The following is a 22,297-nucleotide window of genomic DNA, read 5'->3' on the forward strand; positions in this document are numbered from 1 at the left end:
ATGTTGAACGAGTCCCCGGATTTCGCAGCCGAGACCGACGGCGCCTCTCCGGCCGGCGGAACCCGGGACGTTCGCGGCGAGGACACCCCGGACGGATGGCGCGGGCTCCTCGCCGGCCTGACCGACGGCGAGCAGCACGCCGTACTGCTCGACCGGATCTCCGCACTGGTCACCGCCTCCCTGCGCGACGCCGCCCCCGAGGTCCTCGACCCGCACCGCTCCTTCCTCGACCTGGGGTTCGACTCCCTCGCGGCCGTCGACCTGCACGCCCGTCTCGTCGCCGCCACCGGCCTGCGCCTGCCCGTCACCCTGGCTTTCGACCACCCCAGCCCGGCCCGCCTCGCCGCACACGTCCACACCCTGCTGCTGGGCGGGACGGCCCCCGCCGAGGCCCCCGTCGCCGCCGCCGTCGGAAGCGACGAGCCCATTGCCATCGTCGGTATCGGCTGCCGGTTCCCCGGCGGCGTGCATTCCCCCGAATCCCTCTGGGACCTCGTCGCCGCAGGCACCGACGCGATCACCGAATTCCCCACCGGCCGCGGCTGGAACCTCGACGCGCTCTACGACCCGGACCCCGACCGGGCGGGCACCACCTACACCCGTGAAGGCGGATTCCTCCACGACGCCGACGAATTCGACGCGGCGTTCTTCGGTATTTCGCCGCGCGAGGCCCTGGCGATGGACCCGCAGCAGCGCCTCCTGCTGGAAACCTCCTGGGAGGCCTTCGACCGGGCCGGTGTCGACCCGAACGCGCTCCGCGGCGGCCGGATAGGCGTCTTCGTCGGTGCCGAGACCCAGGAGTACGGCCCCCGGCTCGAGGACGCCGCCGACGGGTTCGAGGGCTACCTCGTCACCGGCAACGCCGCCAGCGTCGCCTCCGGCCGCATCGCCTACACCTTCGGCTTCGAAGGCCCCACGGTCACCGTCGACACGGCCTGCTCCTCCTCCCTGGCCGCCCTGCACCTGGCCGTCCAGGCCCTGCGCGCGGGGGAGTGCTCCCTGGCCCTCGCCGGCGGCGTCGCGATCATGGCGAGCCCCGGTTCCTTCGTCTCCTTCAGCCGCCAGCGCGGCCTCGCCCCCGACGGCCGCTGCAAGCCCTTCGCCGCCGCCGCCGACGGCACCGCCTGGGGTGAAGGTGCCGGCATGCTGCTCGTCGAGCGGCTGTCCGACGCGCGCGCCAACGGCCACCGGGTGCTGGCCGTCGTACGCGGCACCGCCATCAACCAGGACGGCGCCAGCAACGGCCTGACCGCCCCCAGCGGCCCCGCCCAGCAGCGGGTCATCCGGCAGGCGCTGGCCAACGCCGGGCTGACCGTCGCGGACGTGGACGCGGTCGAGGCCCACGGCACCGGCACCCGGCTCGGCGACCCGATCGAGGCGCAGGCGCTGCTGGCCACGTACGGCCAGGACCGGCCGGAGGGCCGGCCGCTGTGGCTGGGCTCGCTGAAGTCGAACCTCGGGCACACCCAGGCCGCCGCCGGCGTCGCCGGCGTCATCAAGATGGTCATGGCCATGCGGCACGGGCTCCTGCCGCAGACCCTCCACGTCGACGCGCCGACCCCGCACGTCGACTGGGAGGCCGGAGCCGTCTCCCTGCTCACCGAGCCCGTTGACTGGCCCGCCGCGGACGCCCCGCGCCGGGCGGGCGTCTCCTCCTTCGGAATGAGCGGCACCAACGCCCACGCCATCATCGAGGAGCCGCCCGCCGAGGACCGCGCCGAGGACCGCGCCGAGGACCGCGCCGAGGACCGCGCCGACGGCGGCACCGGAGAGGGCACCGGAGAGGGAGCCGAAGGCGACGCCGCGGACCTGCAGACCGGCCGGGCCGACGGTACGGTCCCGGGCAGCCTCCCCGCACCGCTGCCCTGGGCCCTGTCCGCCAAGACCCCCGAAGCCCTGCGCGCCACCGCCCGGCGCCTCGGCGACTGGCTCGACGCCCGCCCGGACGCCACCGCACACGACATCGGCCACTCCCTCGCCACCACCCGCAGCCGCTTCGATCACCGGGCCGTCGCCCTGGGCGACGACCGCACCGCCCTCCGCCGGGCCCTGCACGCCCTCGCCGACGGCACCGACACCCCCGCAGTCGTCCACGGCGAACCCACCGCGGGACGCACCGCCTTCCTGTTCACCGGCCAGGGCAGCCAGCGCCCCGGTATGGGCCGCGAACTGTACGACGCCTTCCCCGTGTTCGCCGACGCCCTCGACGACGCCTGCTGGTACCTCGACGAGCAGCTCGAACACCCCCTGCTCGACGTCCTCTTCGCCGACGAGGGCACCCCCGCGGCCGCACTCCTCCACCAGACCGCCTACACGCAGCCGGCGCTGTTCGCGTTCGAGGTGGCGCTGTTCCGGCTGGTGGAGTCGTGGGGTGTGCGGCCGGACTTCGTCGCCGGTCACTCCGTCGGTGAGATCGCTGCCGCGCATGTGGCGGGTGTGCTGTCGCTGGATGACGCGTGTGCGCTGGTCGCGGCCCGTGGCCGGCTGATGCAGGCGCTGCCGGCGGGTGGCGTGATGCTCGCGGTGCAGGCGTCGGAGGGCGAGGTCCTGCCGCTGGTCGGCGAAGGCGACCGGGTGAGCATCGCGGCGGTCAACGGTCCGGAGTCGGTGGTCGTCGCCGGTGACGAGGACGCCGCGGTCGCGGTCGCCGAGCACTTCCGGGCGCTGGGCCGGAAGACCAAGCGGCTGACGGTGAGCCACGCGTTCCACTCGCCGCACATGGACGGCATGCTGGACGACTTCCGCCGGGTGGCCCAGGTCCTCGACTACCGCACCCCCACCCTGCCCCTCGTCTCCCTCCTCACCGGAACCACCGCCACCGCCGCCGAACTCGCCTCCCCCGAACACTGGGTCCGGCACGTCCGTGACGGCGTCCGCTTCCTCGACGGCGTACGCACCCTCCACGCGCGCGGCGCCGACTCCTTCCTCGAACTCGGTCCTGACCCCGTCCTCACGGCCATGGCCCAGGACTGCCTCGCCGCCGCCCCGCAGGACACCGCGACCGCGGCCGCGCCCCCCGCCTTCGCCGCCGTGCTGCGCGCGGGCCGCCCGGAGACCGGCACCCTCCTCGACGCCGTAGCCCGCATGTTCGTCCGCGGCACGGACGTGGACTGGGCCGCCTGCTACGCCGGAACGGGTGCCGCGCGCGTCGAGCTGCCGACGTACGCCTTCCAGCGGCAGCGCTTCTGGATGGACGCGCGCACCCCCGCCTCCGCCGGCCCGTCCACGGCTGCCGGCCACCGGACCGACCCGGCCGACAGCGACTTCTGGGACGCGGTCGAGCACCAGGACGTGGCCGCGCTCGCCGCCGCCCTCGAACTCGACGCCCACGGCGAACAGCCGCTGAGCGAGGTCGTCCCGGCCCTCTCGGCCTGGCGCCGCCGCGTACGCACGCGGTCCGAGGTGGACGGCTGGCGTTACCGGGCCGCATGGCAGCCGCTGTCGGATGCGGCGGCCGGCGGTGCCCGGCTGTCGGGCACGTGGCTCGTCGTGACCCCCGCCGCTGCCGCGGACGTGGACGACACGGACCTGGTGGGCGGACTGGCCGGGCGCGGTGCCGAGGTGCGCCGTGTCGTGGTCGGGGCCGGTGCCGATCGTGGTGCCGTGGCCGCTCTGCTGTCCGGGGCCGGTTCGGTTGCCGGTGTGGTGTCGCTGCTCGCGCTGGACGAGGCTGCGGGTGTCGTCGCGACCGCCGTACTGGTGCAGGCGCTGGGTGATGCCGGGGTGGAGGCGCCGTTGTGGTGCCTGACCCGTGGTGCGGTGAGCGTGGGCCGCTCGGACCGGCTCGTCTCCGCCGTTCAGGCCCAGGTGTGGGGTCTGGGCCGGGTGGCCGCCCTGGAGCTGCCCGGGCGCTGGGGCGGTCTGGTGGACCTGCCCGAGGTGTGGGACGAGCGGGCCGTGGGTCGGCTGGTGGGCGTGCTGGCCGGTGGTGGTGTGGCCGGTGAGGACCAGGTGGCGGTCCGGTCGTCCGGGGTCTTCGGGCGTCGGCTCGTGCGTGCTGCGGCTGGTGCCTCCGAGTCCTGGGCGCCGTCCGGGACGGTGCTGGTGACCGGGGGTACGGGTGCCCTGGGTGGCCGCGTGGCCCGGTGGCTGGCCGGCGCGGGTGCGGAGCGGCTGGTGCTGACCAGCCGCCGGGGGCCGGATGCTCCGGGTGCCGCCGAGCTGGCGGCCGAGCTGGTGGAGCTGGGTGTCGAGGCGTCGGTGGTGGCGTGTGACGCCGCCGACCGGGACGCCCTCCGTACGCTGCTGGCCGCCGAGGCCGAGGGCCTCACCGGGGTCGTGCACACCGCCGGTGTCCTCGACGACGGCGTCCTGGACGCCCTGACGCCCGACCGTTTCGACGGAGTCCTCCGGGCGAAGGCCACCTCCGCGCTCAACCTGCACGAGCTGACGGGCGAACTCGGCATCGAGCTCTCCGCCTTCGTGCTGTTCTCCTCCATGAGCGGCACCATCGGTGCGGCCGGGCAGGCCAACTACGCCGCCGCCAACGCCTGCCTGGACGCGCTCGCCGAGCAGCGCCGGGCCGCCGGGCTGGCCGCGACGTCGATCGCGTGGGGTCCGTGGGCGGAGAGCGGCATGGCCGCCGACGAGGCGATGGACGCCCGCATGCGCCGCGAGGGCGTGCCCCCCATGGCCCCCGACGCGGCCCTCGCGGCGCTCGCCCAGGCCGTCGGCGCCGGCGAGGCCGCCCTCACCGTCGCCGACCTCGCCTGGGACCGCTACGCGTCCGTCGTGGCGGCCGTCCGCCCCAACCCGTCGGTCGCCGGGTTCATCACCCGTACGTCGGCGGCCGACGCGGCGGCCACCGGCCACGGAACCGTCGTGACGGGCGCCGACGTCGCCGGCGCCGGATTCGCGAAGCTGGCCGGGCTGCCCCGCGCCGAGCAGGAGCGGGAGCTGCTCGGCCTCGTCCGGACGCACGTCGCCGCCGTCCTCGGACACGACGGAGCGGACGCGGTGGGCGCGGAGCGTGCCTTCAAGGACCTCGGGTTCGACTCGCTGGCCGCCGTCGACCTCCGCAACCGTCTCGGCGCGGCCACCGCGCTGAAGCTGCCCACCACCCTCGTCTACGACCACCCGACCTCGGCCGCGCTCGCCGAGTACCTGCGCGGGGAGCTGGTCGGCGGCGAGCAGGCCGCGGACACCGCCGCGCCGGCCGCCGCCGTCGCCGTGGCCGCCGACGAGGACCCGATCGCCATCGTGGCGATGAGCTGCCGATTCCCCGGCGGCGTCCGGACCCCGGAGGACCTCTGGCGACTGCTCGTGGAGGGCTCGGACGCGGTCGCCGGATTCCCGGCCGACCGCGGCTGGGACCTGGAGCGCCTCTACAGTGCCGACCCGGACCGGCCCGGAACCTCGTACACCCGTGAGGGCGGCTTCCTCTACGACGTCGCCGACTTCGACGCCGACTTCTTCGGTATCTCGCCGCGCGAGGCCCTGGCCATGGACCCGCAGCAGCGGCTGCTGCTGGAGACGACCTGGGAGGCCTTCGAACGCGCCGGAATCGACCCGACCGCCCTGCGCGGAAACCGGGCCGGTGTGTTCGTCGGCACCAACGGCCAGGACTACCTCTCCCTGGTCGCCGGGGCCGCCGACGGCCTTGAAGGCCACGTCGGCACCGGCAACGCGGCGAGCGTCGTCTCCGGCCGCCTCTCCTACGTGTTCGGGCTCGAAGGCCCCGCGATCACCGTGGACACGGCCTGTTCCTCGTCGCTGGTCGCCCTCCACCTGGCCGTTCAGGCACTGCGCCAGGGCGAGTGCGAGATGGCCCTCGCCGGCGGCGTCACCGTCATGTCCACCCCCGACGCCTTCATCGACTTCAGTCGTCAGCGGGGGCTGGCGGAGGACGGCCGGATCAAGGCGTTCGCTGCTGCGGCGGATGGCACCGGGTGGGGTGAGGGTGTCGGCATGCTGCTGGTGGAGCGGCTCTCGGACGCCCGCCGGAACGGGCACCCGGTGCTGGCGGTGGTGCGCGGCTCGGCGATCAACCAGGACGGTGCGAGCAATGGTCTGACGGCGCCGAACGGGCCCTCGCAGCAGCGGGTGATCCGTCAGGCCCTGGCGAGCGCCGGCCTGTCGGCCGCTGACGTGGATGCGGTGGAGGCGCACGGTACGGGTACCCGGCTGGGTGACCCGATCGAGGCGCAGGCGCTGCTGGCGACGTACGGGCAGGAGCGGGCGGCCGACCGTCCGCTGCTGCTGGGTTCGGTGAAGTCGAACATCGGGCACACGCAGGCCGCGGCCGGTGTGGCCGGTGTGATCAAGATGGTGCTGGCCATGCAGCACGGGGTGCTGCCGCAGACCCTGCACGTGGACGCGCCGACCCCGCACGTCGACTGGTCGGCCGGAGACGTGGAACTGCTCACCGAGCAGCGGGCATGGCCGCAGGGCGACCGCCCGCGCCGGGCCGGCATCTCCTCCTTCGGCCTGAGCGGCACCAACGCCCACACGATCATCGAGGAAGCACCGGCCGAGGACGGCGACGGCACCGCGCCCGAGCCCCTGGCCGCCGACGCCGCGCCCGTCGTGCCGTTCGTCGTCTCGGGCAGGAACGCGGCCGGGCTGCGCGCCCAGGCCGAGCAACTCGTGAGCTGGCTGACCGCGAACCTGCACGTCGCCACCGCCGACACCGCCCACTCACTCTCCGCCGGGCGCCCGGCCTTCGAGTCGCGCGCGGTCCTCGTCGCCGACGCGGCGAACCGGGACGCGGTCGTCGGTGGTCTCCGCGGACTCGCGGCCGGCGAGCCGCTGCCCGGCCTGGTGCAGGGCACCGTTTCCGAGGGCGGGCCGGCCTTCCTCTTCACGGGGCAGGGCAGCCAGCGCCTCGGCATGGGCCGTGAACTGTACGACGCCTTCCCGGTGTTCGCGGACGCACTCGACGGGGCGTGCGCACGGTTCGACGCCCAGCTCGAACTCCCGCTGAAGGACGTCCTGTTCGGGGCGGACACTGCTCTTCTGGACCGGACCGAGTACACGCAGCCCGCGCTGTTCGCCGTCGAGGTGGCGCTGTTCCGGCTCGTGGCGAGCTGGGGCGTGAAGCCGGACTTCGTCTCCGGTCACTCCATCGGCGAGATCGCCGCCGCGCACGTCGCGGGCGTCCTGTCGCTGGACGACGCGTGCACGCTGGTCGCCGCCCGTGGCCGCCTGATGCAGGCGCTCCCGACGGGTGGCGTGATGATCGCCGTGCAGGCGTCGGAGGACGAGGTCCTGCCGCTGCTCGGCGAAGGCGACCGGGTGGGCATCGCCGCCGTCAACGGCCCGCAGTCGGTCGTGGTCGCCGGTGACGAGGACGCGGCCGTCGCGGTCGCCGAGCACTTCCGGGCGCAGGGCCGGAAGACCAAGCGGCTGACGGTGAGCCATGCGTTCCACTCGCCGCACATGGACGGCATGCTGGACGATTTCCGTGAGGTGGTGTCCGGACTTTCCTTCGCCGCCCCGCAGATTCCGGTCGTCTCCAACCTGACCGGTGCTCTCGTCTCGGACGAGATGGGGTCGGCGGACTTCTGGGTGCGGCACGTCCGGGAGGCCGTGCGATTCCTCGACGGCATCCGGGCCCTGGAGGCCGCGGGCGTCACGACGTACGTCGAGCTCGGGCCGGACGGCGTGCTGTCCGCCCTCGCCCAGGACTGCCTGACGGGCACCGCCGACGTCGCCTTCGTGCCCGCGCTGCGCGCCGGGCGGGTCGAGGCGGAGACCGCCGTCACCGCTGTGGCCCAGGCGTTCGTACGGGGTGTGGCGGTGGACTGGTCCGCCTTCTTCCCCGGCACCGGCACCCGGCGGGTCGCGCTGCCGACGTACGCCTTCCAGCGGCAGCGGTTCTGGCCGGAGACGGCCCCGTCGGACGGCGGCACCGCCCCGGCCCGGGCCGCCGACGCGGTCGACGTCCGGTTCTGGGACGCGGTGGAGCGCGGCGACCTGGCCGCACTGCTGGCCGAGCTGGAGGTGGACGACGAGGCGAGCTTCGGCGAGTTCGTCCCCGCCCTGTCGGCCTGGCGCCGGCAGAACCAGGAGCAGGCACAGGTCGACGCCTGGCGCTACCGGGTGCAGTGGAAGCCGCTCACGGCCGCAGTGCCGGCCGAGCTGCCGGCCGGCGAGTGGATCGTCGTCGTCCCCGGCGCCGGCGCTGACGACGCCATGGTCGACTCCGTGGCGGGTGCGCTGGCCGGGCGTGACACAGAGGTCCGCCGGGTCGTCGTCGAGGCGGGTACGGACCGGGCCGCGCTGGCCGGGATGCTGTCCGGCACGGCGTCCGTCGCGGGTGTCGTCTCGCTGCTCGCGCTGGACGAGGCTGCCGGTGTGGTGGCGGCGGCTGTGTTGGTGCAGGCGTTGGGTGATGCCGGGGTGGGGGCGCCGTTGTGGTGCCTGACCCGTGGTGCGGTGAGTGTGGGCCGCTCGGACCGGCTCGTCTCGGCGGTGCAGGCCCAGACGTGGGGTCTGGGCCGGGTGGCCGCGCTGGAGCTGCCCGGGCGCTGGGGCGGTCTGGTGGACCTGCCGGAGGTGTGGGACGAGCGGGCGATGGGCCGGCTGGCCGGCGTACTGGCCGGTGGTACGGCGGGTGAGGACCAGGTCGCGGTCCGGTCGTCGGGTGTCTTCGGGCGACGGCTCGTACGGGCGGCCCGGGGTGACGGCGCCGCGTCCTGGGCGCCGTCCGGCACGGTGCTCGTGACCGGTGGCACCGGTGCTCTGGGCGGTCGGGTGGCGCGTTGGCTGGCCGGTGCGGGTGCCGGGCGGCTGCTGCTGACCAGTCGCCGGGGCGCTGACGCTCCGGGTGCCGCCGAGCTGGTGGCCGAGCTGTCGGAGCTGGGCGCCGAAGTGTCGGTCGTGGCGTGCGACGCCGCCGACCGCGAAGCCCTCCGTGGCCTGCTGGCGGCCGAGGCCGAGACCCTCACCGCGGTCGTCCACACCGCAGGCGTCCTCGACGACGGCACGATCGACGCCCTCACGTCCGAGCGGTTCGAGAGCGTGCTGCGGGCGAAGGCGACGTCGGCGCTCCACCTGCACGAGCTGACCGTCGAGCTCGGCATCGAGCTGTCGGCGTTCGTGCTGTTCTCCTCCATGACCGGCACGATCGGCACCGCCGGGCAGGCCAACTACGCCGCCGCCAACGCCTACCTCGACGCGCTCGCCGAGCAGCGCCGGGCCGCCGGCCTGGCCGCGACCTCCCTCGCCTGGGGTCCGTGGGCCGAGGGCGGTATGGCCGCCGACGAGGCCCTCGAAGCCCGCATGCGCCGGGACGGCGTGCCCCCGATGAAGGCGCAGCCGGCGATCCGCGCCCTCCGCCAGTCCGTCGGCGCCGATGCCGCCGCCCTGACCGTGGCCGACATCGAATGGGACCGGTACCTCGCCGGCCACACCGCCGTACGCCGCACCGAACTGTTCAGTGAGATCGCCGAGGTACGTGCGACCCGCACGGCGACCGAAGCCCGCGCCGACCAGACCGCCGGGCACGCGGACAGCCCCGCCACCCTTGCCGGACGGCTCGCCGGGCTCGCGCCCGCAGAGCAGGAGCGGGAGCTCCTCGACCTCGTTCGTACGCACGTCGCCGCCGTGCTCGGGCACGGCACCAGGGACGCGGTCGGCGCGGACCGCGCCTTCAAGGAGCTCGGGTTCGACTCGCTGACGGCCGTCGAGCTCCGCAACCGCCTGAGCGCGGCCACCGAACTGCGGCTGCCCGCCACCCTCGTCTACGACTACCCGACCTCCGCCGCACTGGCCGACCACCTCCGCGAGGAGCTCGTCGGCAGCGTCCCCGTCTCCGTCTCCGGCACCCTGCTGCCCGTCGCCGCGGCCGTCGACGGCGACCCGATCGCCATCGTCGCCATGAGCTGCCGCTTCCCCGGCGGCGTCCGCACCCCCGAGGACCTGTGGCAGCTGCTCACGGACGGCACGGACGCGGTCGCCGCGTTCCCCGCCGACCGCGGCTGGAACCTCGACCGCCTCTACAGCCCCGACCCGGACCGGTCGGGAACCTCGTACACCCGCGAGGGCGGATTCGTCACCGGAGCAGCCGACTTCGACGCCGACTTCTTCGGTATCTCGCCGCGCGAGGCCCTGGCCATGGACCCGCAGCAGCGGCTGCTGCTGGAGACCTCCTGGGAGGCCTTCGAACGGGCCGGAATCGACCCGACCGCCCTGCGCGGAAACCGGGCCGGTGTGTTCGTCGGCACCAACGGCCAGGACTACCTCTCCCTGGTCGCCGGGGCCGCCGACGGTCTGGAAGGCCACGTCGGCACGGGCAACGCCGGCAGCGTCATGTCCGGCCGCGTCTCGTACGTCTTCGGGCTGGAGGGTCCGGCGGTCACCGTCGACACGGCCTGCTCGTCGTCGTTGGTGGCGCTGCACTGGGCGATCCAGGCGCTGCGCAACGGCGAGTGCGAGATGGCCCTCGCCGGCGGTGTCACGGTCATGTCGACGCCCGAGAACTTCATCGACTTCAGTCGTCAGCGGGGGTTGGCGGAGGACGGCCGGATCAAGGCGTTCGCGGCTGCGGCGGATGGTACCGGGTGGGGTGAGGGTGTCGGCATGCTGCTGGTGGAGCGGCTGTCGGACGCCCGCCGGAACGGGCATCCGGTGCTGGCGGTGGTGCGTGGTTCGGCGATCAACCAGGACGGTGCGAGCAATGGTCTGACGGCGCCTAACGGTCCTTCGCAGCAGCGGGTGATCCGTCAGGCCCTGGCGAGCGCCGGCCTGTCGGCTGCCGATGTGGATGCGGTGGAGGCGCACGGTACGGGTACCCGGCTGGGTGACCCGATCGAGGCGCAGGCGCTGCTGGCGACGTACGGGCAGGAGCGGGCGGCCGACCGTCCGCTGTTCCTGGGTTCGGTGAAGTCGAACATCGGGCACACGCAGGCCGCCGCCGGTGTGGCCGGTGTGATCAAGATGGTGCTGGCGATGCAGCACGGGGTGCTGCCGCGGACCCTGCACGTGGACCAGCCCACGCCGCACGTCGACTGGACGGCAGGCGAGGTGGAACTGCTCACCGAGTCCGTGGACTGGCCGGAGACCGGCCGTCCGCGCCGGGCCGGCGTCTCCTCCTTCGGTATCAGCGGCACCAACGCGCACACCATCATCGAGCAGGCGCCCGACGCCGAGCCGCCGGTGGACGCCGACGCGCGCCCGGCCGACCGGCCCGCCGCCGCCCGCGTCCTCCCGTACCTCCTCTCCGGCAAGACCAAGGAAGCCCTCCAGGCGCAGGCGGCGGCCCTGGCCGCCCACCTCGACACCGCCGGCATCAACGCCGCGGACGCGGCCGACGTGGCCTACTCCCTCGCCACGAGCCGCGCCCACCTCGACCACCGCGCCGCCACCGTCCTGACCGTAGGCAACGGCGAGGATCTGCGGGACGTGCTGACCCGGCTCGCCGCCGGCGAGTCCGCCTCCCGGACGGTCACGGGCTCGGTCGGTGACGGCCGTACCGCCTTCCTGTTCACCGGGCAGGGCAGCCAGCGCCTCGGCGCGGGCCGCGAGCTGTACGAGGTCTTCCCGGTGTTCGCGGACGCGCTGGACGCGGTCTGCGCCCACCTGGACGCCGTGCTCGACAGGCCGCTGAAGGACGTGCTGTTCGGTTCCGATGCGGCCGTTCTGGACCGGACGGAGTTCACGCAGCCGGCGCTGTTCGCGATCGAGGTGGCGCTGTTCCGGCTGGTGGAGAGCTGGGGCGTCCGCCCGGACTTCGTGGCCGGCCACTCGATCGGTGAGATCGCGGCCGCGCACGTGGCGGGCGTGCTGTCGCTGGACGACGCGTGTGCGCTGGTCGCGGCACGCGGCCGGTTGATGCAGGCGCTCCCGACCGGCGGCGTGATGATCGCGCTGCAGGCGGCGGAGGCCGAGGTCCTGCCGCTGATCGGCGAGGGCGTGAGCATCGCCGCGGTCAACGGCCCGCAGTCGGTGGTCGTCGCCGGTGACCAGGACGCGGCCGTCGCCATCGCCGAGCACTTCCGGGCTCAGGGCCGGAAGACGAAGCGGCTGACGGTGAGCCACGCGTTCCACTCCCCGCACATGGACGGCATGGTGGACGACTTCCACCAGGTGGTGGCCGGGCTGTCCTTCGCCGCCCCGAGGATCCCGATCGTGTCGTGCCTCACCGGCGCCGTCATCACCGACGAGATGGCCTCGGCCGAATTCTGGGTGCGGCACGTCCGCGAGGCCGTCCGCTTCCTCGACGGCATCCGCGCCCTCGAAGCCGCCGGCGTGACCACGTTCGTCGAGCTCGGGCCGGACGGCGTGCTGTCCGCGCTCGCCCAGGACTGCCTCACCGACACCCCGCACGCCGTCTTCGCCGCCGTGCTCCGTTCCGGCCGCCCCGAGGCCGAGACCCTCGTCACCGCCCTCGCGCAGGCCCATGTCCACGGTGTCGCCGTCGACTGGGAGGCGTTCTTCGCGGGCACGGGTGCGCGCCGGGTCGATCTGCCGACGTACGCGTTCCAGCGGCAGCGGTTCTGGCCGAGTGCGGCGGCGTTCGTCGCCGGAGACCCGGAGTCGATCGGTCTGGGCGATGCCGCGCACCCGCTGCTCGGCGCCGCCGTGGCTCTCGCCGACTCGGAGGGTGTGCTGCTCGCCGGCCGGCTGTCGCTGGACACCCACCCCTGGCTCGCCGATCACACCATCCACGGTTCCGCCCTGCTGCCGGGAACGGCCTTCGTCGACCTGGCGATCCGTGCCGGTGACCAGGTCGGGTGCGACGTGGTGGAGGAGCTGACGCTGGAGGCGCCGCTCGTCCTTCCCGAGCGCGGCGGCGTACAGCTCCAGCTGGTGGTCGAGGCGCCGGACGGTGCCGGACGGCGGTCGTTCGCGGTGTACTCGCGCCGCCAGGACGCGGTCGCGGAGGAGCCGTGGACCCGCCACGGGTCCGGTGCCCTCGCGGCGGGTGCCCGCGCCGAGTCCGAGCAGGGCTTCGGCGAGCTGGCCGCCTGGCCCCCGGCCGACGCCGAGCCGGTCGACGTGCGCGGGCTCTACGCGGAGCTGGCCCAGGAGGGCGTCTCCTACGGGCCGCTGTTCCAGGGCTTGAAGGCGGCCTGGCGCCGCGGCAACGAGCTGTTCACCGAAGTGGCGCTGCCGGAGGACGGCCGTCGTGACGCGGCCCGGTTCGGGCTCCACCCGGCCCTGCTCGACGCCGGTCTGCACGCCATCGGACACGGTGACCCCGCCGGACAGGCGGACGCAGGTGCCCTGCTGCCGTTCTTCTGGTCGGGTGTCTCGCTCCACGCGGTGGGCGCCTCCGCCCTCCGGATGCGCCTGACCCCGGCGTCGTCGGAAGACCCGCACACGCTGGCCCTGCTGGTCGCCGACGAGACCGGACGCCCGGTGGCGGCCGTCGAGTCGCTGACCCTGCGCCCGGCCTCCGCCGACCAGGTCCAGGCGGCCGGCGGCAACCTGGAGTCGCTGTTCCGGGTGGAGTGGCTGCCCGTGTCCGCGGCCCCCGCCACGGCCTCCACCGGCGAACTCCGCTGGGCCGTACTGGGGCGGGACGAGATCGGGCTGGGCGGGCCGGCGGGCTCCGGCGCCCGGGTCACCGAGTACGCCGACCTCGCCGAGCTCGGTGTCGCGCTCGCGGCCGGCGAACCGGCCCCGGACGCCGTCTTCCTTCTCCCGGCGGCCGCCGAGCGGCCCGAGGAGATGGTCGGCCGCGTCCACGGCACCGTGACCGAGGCGCTGACGGTCGTACAGGAGTGGCTGGCGGACGAGCGGTACGCGGCCACGCCCCTGGTGTGGCTCACGTCCGGCGCCGCGGCCGTCGAGCGCGGTGCGGGGGTGCAGGACCTGCCGGGCAGCGCGGTGCGCGGCCTGGTGCGCTCGGCCCAGTCGGAGAACCCGGGCCAGCTCGTCATGCTGGACCTCGGTTCGGAGGCCGACGGGGCGTCGCTGGCGGCGGTTCCCGCCGCGCTGGCGGCCGGGGAGCCGGAACTCGCCATCCGCCGCGGTGTCGTCACCGCCCCGCGCCTGGTCCGCGTGGCGTCATCCGAGAGCGTGGCCGCCGAGTCCTCGGCCGTGGTGCTGGGGGACCCGTCCGGGACGGTGCTGGTCACGGGTGCGACGGGTGGTCTGGGCCGGCTGTTCGCCCGGCATCTGGTGACGGCTTACGGGGTGCGGCGGCTGCTGCTCACCAGCCGGCGCGGTACGGCCGCGGCGGGTGCGGTCGAACTGGTCGCGGAGCTGGAGGAGTTGGGCGCTCACGTCGACCTCGTCGCTTGCGACGTCGCGGATCGGGAGGCGCTGGCCGGGCTGCTGGCGTCCGTTCCGGCCGAGCACCCGCTGACCGCCGTGGTCCATACGGCGGGAGTGCTGGACGACGGCGTTCTGGCGTCGCTGACCCCGGAGCGGGTGGCGGCCGTGCTGCGTCCGAAGGTGGACGCGGCATGGAACCTCCACGAGCTCACGCGGGATCTCGACCTCTCGGCCTTCGTCCTGTTCTCGGGCGCGGCTGCCGCGTTCGGTGCGGGCGGGCAGGCGAACTACGCCGCCGCGAACGCGTTCCTGGAGGCGCTCGCCGAGCAGCGGCGCGCCGAGGGCCTGGCTGCGACCGCGCTCGCCTGGGGCCTGTGGGCCCCGCAGGAGGGCGTCGACGGAGGCATGGCGGGGCAGCTCGACGAAGTCGACCTGCGCCGTATCGCCAGGGACGGTGTCGCCGCTCTCGTCGCGAGCGAAGGCCTCGCGCTCTTCGACACGGCGATGACGGTGGATGCGGCGGTGCTGCTGCCGATGCACCTCGACGTCGCCGTGCTGCGCGCCCAGGCCGCGTCCGCGGGCTCGACGCCGGCGCTGCTGCGGGCCCTGGTACGGGTGCCCGCGCGCCGCACGGTGGAGCGGCGTGACGGCGGCGCTGCGGACGCCGGTTCGCCGCTGGTGGCGCGTCTGTCGGCCCTGCCGGCGGCGGAGCAGGAGGGTGTGCTGTTGGACCTGGTGTGCGGCCGGGTCGCGGCCGTTCTCGGCCACTCCGGTGCCGACGCGGTCGACGCCGAGCGTGCTTTCCGTGACCTCGGATTCGATTCCCTCACCGCCGTCGAACTGCGCAACGTTCTGAAGTCGGAGACGGGCCTGCGCCTGCCCCCGACCCTGATCTTCGACTACCCGACCCCGACCGCGCTGGCCCGGCACCTGCTGGCCGAGCTCACGCTGACCGCCGGCCTCGCCGGCCTCGACGGCCGGGACGGCGCACGCGGGCAGCTGACGGCGCCCGTACGGCCGACCACCACCGCCCTCACCGACGACCCGATCGTGATCGTCGGCATGGGCTGCCGCTTCCCCGGCGGCATCCGGACTCCCGAGGACCTGTGGCAGCTCGTCGCCACCGGCGGCGACGGCATCACCACCTTCCCGACCGACCGCGGCTGGAACGCGGAGGCCCTCTACCACCCCGACCCGGACCACGCGGGCACGTCCTACACGCGTGAGGGCGGATTCCTGCTCGACGCCGCCGAGTTCGACCCGGGGTTCTTCGGGATCTCCCCGCGCGAGGCCCTGGCCATGGACCCGCAGCAGCGGCTCCTGCTGGAGACCTCCTGGGAGGCCTTCGAGCGCGCGGGCATCGACCCGACGGGCGTGCGGGGCACCCGGACCGGCGTCTTCGCCGGCGTCATGTACCACGACTACGTGTCGGGCATCGGCATCGGCGAGGGTGCAGGATCCGGCGAGGAGCTGCCCGAGGGCGTCGAGGGCTACCTCGGCACCGGCAACGCGGGCAGCATCGCCTCCGGCCGGATCGCCTACACGTTTGGTCTGGAAGGCCCGGCGGTCACGGTCGACACGGCGTGCTCGTCGTCGCTCGTCGCGCTGCACTGGGCGATCCAGGCGCTGCGCAACGGCGAGTGCGACATGGCGCTCGCCGGCGGTGTCGCGATCATGGCGACCCCGGAGACCTTCATCGACTTCAGCCGCCAGCGCGGGCTCGCCGTGGACGGCCGCTGCAAGTCCTTCGCCGAGGGCGCGGACGGTACGGGTTGGGCCGAGGGCGCGGGCATGCTGCTCGTGGAGCGGCAGTCGGACGCCGTGCGCAACGGCCACCCGATCCTCGCCGTCGTGCGCGGTTCGGCGGTCAACCAGGACGGCGCGAGCAACGGGCTCACCGCCCCCAACGGCCCGTCGCAGCAGCGGGTGATCCGCGAGGCCCTGGCGACCGCGGGTCTGTCGACGGCCGATGTGGACGCGGTGGAGGCGCACGGCACGGGTACCCGTCTCGGTGACCCGATCGAGGCGCAGGCGCTGCTGGCCACCTACGGCCAGGACCGCCCCGAGGGCCGGCCGCTGCTGCTGGGTTCGATCAAGTCGAACATCGGTCACACGCAGGCCGCGGCCGGTGTGGCCGGCGTGATCAAGATGATCATGGCGATGCGGCACGGAGTACTGCCGCAGACCCTGCACGTCGACGCGCCGTCGAGCCACATCGACTGGGAGGCCGGCGACGTCAGCCTCCTGACGAAGGCCGTGGAGTGGCCGGAGACCGGCCGTCCGCGCCGGGCCGGTGTCTCCTCGTTCGGTATCAGCGGCACCAACGCGCACACGATCATCGAGCAGCCGCCGGCCGCAGCACCGGTGGAGCTGCCCGAGACGGACGCGGCGCTGCCGGTCCTCCCGTGGGTGCTCTCGGCGAAGGGCGAGGAAGCCCTTCGTGCGCAGGCCCGTCAGCTCCAGGACTTCGTGCTCTCCGCCCCGGACGCGCTGCACCCGGTCGACGTCGCCTGGTCCCTGACGGCGGGCCGCGCGCAGTTCGAGGACCGCGCAGCGGTCGTCGCCGCCGACCGTGCGGGTCTGCTGGCCGGTCTGGCGGCGCTGGCCGAGGGCGGCTCGGCGGCGGGCCTGGTCACGGGCTCGCCGGTGGGCGGGAAGGTCGCCTTCCTGTTCACCGGGCAGGGCAGCCAGCGCCTCGGCATGGGCCGGGAGCTGTACGACTCCTTCCCCGTGTACGCGGACGCGCTGGGCGCGGTGTGCGAGCGTCTCGATGCGCTCCTAGAACTGCCCCTGAAAGACGTCCTGTTCGGGGCGGACGCCGCTCTGTTGGACCGGACGGAGTACACCCAGCCGGCGCTGTTCGCTGTCGAGGTGGCCCTGTTCCGGCTCGTGGAGAGCTGGGGTCTGCGGCCCGACTTCCTGGCGGGCCACTCGATCGGCGAGATCGCTGCCGCCCATGTGGCGGGTGTGCTGTCGCTGGACGACGCGTGTGCGCTGGTCGCGGCACGCGGCCGGCTGATGCAGGCCCTGCCGGCCGGTGGCGTGATGATTGCCGTGCAGGCGTCGGAGGACGAGGTCCTGCCGCTGATCGGCGAGGGTGTGAGCATCGCCGCGGTCAACGGGCCGCAGTCGGTCGTCGTCGCGGGTGACGAGGACGCGGCCCTCGCGGTCGCGGAGGCCTTCGAGGCCCAGGGCCGGAAGACCAAGCGGCTGACGGTGAGCCACGCGTTCCACTCGCCGCACATGGACGGAATGCTGGATGACTTCCGTCAGGTGGTGGCCGGGCTGTCCTTCGCCTCCCCGCGGATCCCGGTCGTATCGAACCTGACCGGTGCCCTCGTCACCGACGAGATGGCCTCCGCCGAGTTCTGGGTGCGGCACGTCCGGGAAGCCGTCCGCTTCCTCGACGGCATGCGGGCCCTGGAGGACGCGGGCGTCACGACGTACCTCGAACTCGGCCCGGGCGGTGTGCTCTCGGCCATGGGCCAGGAGTGCGTCACCGGCGAGGGTGCCGCCTTCCTGCCGGTGCTGCGGAGCGGGCGCTCCGAGGCAGAGACGGCGGTCGCTTCGCTGGCACAGGCCCATCTGCGCGGCCTGGACGTGAACTGGCAGGCGTTCTACGCCGGTTCCGGGGCCCGGCGGATCGAGCTGCCCACGTACGCCTTCCAGCGGCAGCGCTACTGGCTGCAGTTGACGGGCGCGGCTAGGAACGGTGCCGGCCATGACGTCGACGCCCGCTTCTGGGACGCGGTCGAGCGCGAGGACCTGGAGTCGCTCGCCGGCACCCTGGACGTGGCCGACGAGAACGCCTGGGGCCAGGTGCTCCCTGCCCTGTCGGCCTGGCGCCGTGGCCTGCGCACGCAGTCCGAGGTGGACCGCCGGCGCTACCGGGTGTCGTGGAAGCCGCTGACGGACGTGGCCTCCGGCCATCGTGTGTCCGGATCCTGGCTGGTCGTGACGCCTGCCGCCGCGGGCGTGGACGACACCGCCGTCGTAGGCGCCCTGGCCGTGCGTGGGGCCGAGGTCCGTCGGGTGGTCGTCGAGGCCGGTGCCGATCGTGAGGTTGTGGCCGGTCTGCTGGCCGGGGTCGAGGTCGGTTCGGTGGCGGGTGTGGTGTCGCTGCTGGCGCTGGACGAGGCCGCTGGTGTGGTGGCCACGGCTGTGTTGGTGCAGGCGTTGGGTGATGCCGGGGTGGGGGCGCCGTTGTGGTGCCTGACCCGTGGTGCGGTGAGCGTGGGCCGTTCGGACCGCCTCGTCTCGGCGGTGCAGGCCCAGACGTGGGGCCTGGGCCGGGTGGCGGCTCTGGAGCTGCCCGGGCGCTGGGGCGGTCTGGTGGACCTGCCGGAGGTGTGGGACGAGCGGGCCATGGGCCGGCTGGTCGGCCTCCTGGCGGGCGGTGCGGCTGGTGAGGACCAAGTCGCCGTTCGCTCCTCGGGGGTCTTCGGACGCCGCCTGGTCCGCGCCGCCGGTGGCAACACGGGCTCGTGGGAGCCGTCCGGGACGGTGCTGGTGACCGGTGGTACGGGCGCCCTCGGCCGGCGGATGGCGCACTGGCTGGCCGGTGCGGGTGCCGAGCACCTCGTCCTGACCAGCCGCCGGGGGCCGGATGCTCCGGGCGCCGCCGAGCTGGCGGCCGAGCTGGCGGAGATGGGTGTGGAGGTGTCGGTCGTGGCGTGTGACGCCGCCGACCGGGACGCCCTGCGTGCGCTGCTGGCGGCCGAAGCCGAGACCCTGACGGCGGTCGTCCACACCGCCGGTGTGCTGGACGACGGTGTCCTGGACGCCCTGACGCCGGAGCGGTTCGAGACCGTACTGCGGGCCAAGGTCGACTCGGCCCGCAACCTGCACGAGCTGACCGTCGAGCTCGGCATCGAGCTCTCCGCCTTCGTGCTCTTCTCCTCGATGAGCGGCATGATCGGTGCACCGGGGCAGGCCAACTACGCCGCCGCCAACGCCTGTCTCGATGCGCTCGCCGAGCAGCGACGCGCCGCCGGCCTCGCCGCGTCCTCGCTGGCGTGGGGTCCGTGGGCCGAGGGCGGCATGGCCGCCGACGAGGCGCTGGAAGCGCGCCTGCGGCGCGAGGGCCTGCCGCCCATGGCGCCGGACACCGCGCTGGCGGTCCTCCGGCAGAGCGCCGCGGCATCGTCCGATGCGGCGCTGCTGGTCGCCGACGTGGACTGGCAGCGCTTCGCCCCCGCGTTCACCGCCGTCCGTCCCAGCGCCCTCATCGGCGAGCTGACGGCCACGCCGGACGCCGGACCTGCTGACCGTGCCGGGGCCGGCGCCGGTACCGGGGTCGAGGGGTTCGCCGGTCTCGGTGCGGCCGAGCTGGAGCGGGAGCTGCTCGCCCTGGTCCGGGCGCAGGTCGCCGCCGTCCTCGGCCACGACGGCATCGACGCCGTCGGTGCGGACCGTGCGTTCAAGGAGCTCGGGTTCGATTCGCTGACCGCGGTCGAACTCCGCAACCGGCTCGGTGCGGCGACCGGTGTGACGCTGCCGGCGACGCTGATCTTCGACTACCCGTCGGCATCGGCCCTGACGGCGTTCCTGCGGGACGAGCTGCTGGGCACCCAGGCGGAGATCGCCGGTCCGGTGGCGGTGGCCGCGGCCGTCGATGACGATCCGATCGCGATCGTGGCGATGAGCTGCCGTTTCCCGGGCGGTGTCCGGACTCCGGAGGATCTGTGGCAGCTGCTCGCGTCCGGTGGTGACGCCATCGGTGAGTTCCCGGCCGACCGCGGCTGGGACCTGGAGCGGCTCTACAGCCCGGATCCGGACCAGCAGGGCACGTTCTACGCCCGTGAGGGCGGCTTCCTCTACGACGTCGCGGACTTCGACGCCGACTTCTTCGGTATCTCGCCGCGTGAGGCCCTGGCCATGGACCCGCAGCAGCGTCTGCTGCTGGAGACGACGTGGGAGGCGTTCGAGCGGGCCGGTATCGACCCGGCGAGCGTCCGCGGCACCCAGGCAGGCGTGTTCGTCGGCACCAACGGCCAGGACTACGACTCGTCCTTCCAGGTCATCCCGGACGGCATCGAGGGCTTCCTCGGCACCGGCAACGCGGCCAGCGTCGTCTCCGGCCGACTCTCCTACGCCTTCGGGCTGGAGGGCCCGGCCGTGACCGTCGACACCGCGTGCTCGGCGTCCCTGGTCGCCCTGCACTGGGCGATCCAGGCGCTCCGCAACGGTGAGTGTTCGATCGCGCTGGCCGGTGGTGTGACGGTGATGTCCTCGCCGGGTGCGTACATCGACTTCAGCCGTCAGCGCGGTCTCGCCGCGGACGGCCGTATCAAGGCCTTCGCCGCGGACGCCGACGGCACCGGCTGGGGCGAGGGCGTGGGCATGCTGCTCGTCGAGCGCCTGTCCGACGCCCGGCGCAACGGCCACCCCGTACTGGCGGTGATCCGAGGCTCCGCGATCAACCAGGACGGTGCCAGCAACGGCCTCACCGCCCCGAACGGCCCCTCCCAGCAGCGCGTCATCCGCGCCGCCCTCGCGAACGCCGGCCTGTCGGCCACGGACGTCGACGCCGTCGAGGCGCACGGCACGGGTACGCGACTGGGCGACCCGATCGAGGCGCAGGCCCTGCTGGCCACGTACGGCCAGGACCGCCCGGCGGACCAGCCGCTGCTGCTCGGCTCCATCAAGTCCAACATCGGGCACACGCAGGCGGCTGCAGGTGTCGCCGGCGTGATCAAGATGGTCCTGGCCATGGAGCACGGGGTGCTGCCGCAGACCCTCCACGTGGACCAGCCCACCCCGCACGTCGACTGGACCGCCGGCGACATCGAGCTGCTGACCGAGCAGCGGGCGTGGCCGGAGACCGGCCGCCCGCGCCGGGCCGGCATCTCCTCGTTCGGCTTCAGCGGCACCAACGCCCACACGATCATCGAGCAGGCCCCGGCAGCGGACGACGCCACGCCGGCCGAGCTGCCGCAGCAGCGGCCCGGCGCCCTGCCCTGGGTGCTGTCCGCCAAGACCGACACCGCCCTGCAGGTCCAGGCCGAGCGCCTCGCGGCCCGGATCGCCGCGGACGAGACCCTCGAACCCGCGGACGTGGCCTACTCCCTGGCCACCTCCCGGTCGGCCCTCGACCGCCGCGCCGTCGTCGTCGCGGGGGAGCGGGACGAGTTCCTGGCTGCCCTCACCGCCGTCGCTGCCGGTGAGCAGGCGGCCGGCGTGGTGCGTGGAACCGTGGCCGCCGATGGCGCCTCGGCCTTCCTCTTCACGGGCCAGGGCAGCCAGCGCCTCGGCATGGGCCGCGAGTTGTACGACGCCTTCCCGGTGTTCGCCGATGCCCTCGACGCCACCTGCGCCCGCATGGACGCCCACCTCGAACTGCCGCTGCGCGAGGTTCTGTTCGGTACCGATGCGGAGGTGCTGGACCGGACGGAGTACACGCAGCCGGCGCTGTTCGCGATCGAGGTGGCCTTGTTCCGCCTCGTGGAGAGCTGGGGTCTGCGGCCGGACTTCCTCGCCGGTCACTCGATCGGTGAGATCGCTGCCGCGCACGTCGCGGGCGTGCTGTCGCTGGACGACGCGTGCACGCTGGTCGCGGCCCGCGGCCGGCTGATGCAGGCCCTTCCGGCCGGTGGCGTGATGATCGCCGTGCAGGCAGCGGAGGACGAGGTCCTGCCGCTGCTGGCCGATGCCGACCGGGTGAGCATCGCCGCGGTGAACGGCCCGCAGTCGGTCGTCATCGCCGGTGACGAGGACGCCGCGGTCGCCATCGCGGAGGCCTTCGAGGCGCAGGGCCGCAAGACCAAGCGGCTCACCGTCAGCCACGCTTTCCACTCGCCGCACATGGACGGCATGCTCGACGACTTCCGTCAGGTGGTGGCCGGGCTGACGTTCGCGGCTCCCACCCTCCCGATCGTGTCGTGCCTCACCGGCGCCGTCATCACCGACGAGATGGCCTCGGCCGACTTCTGGGTGCGGCACGTCCGCGAGGCCGTGCGGTTCCTCGACGGCGTCCGAGCCCTGGAAGCCGCCGGTGTGACGGCCTACATCGAGCTCGGCCCGGACGGGACCCTGTCCGCGCTGGCCCAGGGCTGCACGACCGGTGACACCGACGGCACGCTCTTCGTGCCCGTCCTCCGCAAGGACCGCGACGAGAACGAGACGATCACCACCG

1 protein-coding gene (running past one end of the window) is annotated in these 22,297 nt (G+C 74.1%); it reads left to right on the forward strand.

The features are described 5' to 3' along the window. A protein-coding gene (locus AC067U_RS19010; RefSeq protein ID WP_478830881.1) for a type I polyketide synthase crosses the window boundary here: on the forward strand, window positions 1-22,297 show its 5' portion. The gene runs 12,335 nt beyond the window's last position; 22,297 of the gene's 34,632 nt are visible here — the first part of the coding sequence; it begins with the start codon at window positions 1-3; the stop codon falls past the right edge of the window.

This window comes from Streptomyces sp. NPDC043853, from assembly GCF_056436025.1.